General features: G+C 68.0%; 1 pseudogene and 1 riboswitch. The pseudogene reads left to right on the top strand.

Annotation, left to right across the window (positions count from 1 at the left end):
• Nucleotides 1-36: 36 nt before the first annotated feature.
• A riboswitch (TPP riboswitch) is annotated at nucleotides 37-148 on the top strand.
• 58 nt (nucleotides 149-206) lie between these two features.
• Nucleotides 207-509: pseudogene (locus VP06_RS32870) on the top strand (phosphomethylpyrimidine synthase ThiC); the annotation flags it as partial.

Below are 509 nucleotides of genomic sequence, written 5' to 3'. Positions count from 1 at the left end.
GCGATTGACAAACCCCGCCCGCCCCACGACAGTCACCCCGTTACCGAGGGGGGCCCCGCCAGCAGGGGCTGAGAGTGGACGAGCGCGCGTCCTGACCCTTGAACCTGATCCGGTTCGTACCGGCGGAGGGACGGGAACCTGCCATGACCGATGTGACCCGTGCGTCCTCGCGCCTCGAGGCCGGATCGACTCCCAGGGAGGGATCCATGAACGCACCGATCCTCGCCAAAGATCTTCCAAAGAGCGTCACCACCGGGCCGATCACCGGCTCGGCGAAAGCCTATGCCTCGCCGAAGGACCGTCCCGACCTCCGGATTCCCTACCGGGAGATCGTCCTGACCGATCCGGGCGAGGCGCCAGTGCGGCTCTACGATCCGTCCGGCCCCTATACGGAGACGAATGCCCGCATCGACCTCGCCGCCGGTCTGCCGGAGATCCGTGCCTCCTGGATCGAAAACCGCGGCTATGCGGCGGTCGCGCCCCGGGCGGTGAAGCCGGAGGATAACGGC

The organism is Methylobacterium aquaticum, from assembly GCF_001043915.1.
Taxonomy (GTDB): domain Bacteria; phylum Pseudomonadota; class Alphaproteobacteria; order Rhizobiales; family Beijerinckiaceae; genus Methylobacterium; species Methylobacterium aquaticum.
This window is presented reverse-complemented; position numbering and strand designations above follow the sequence as displayed.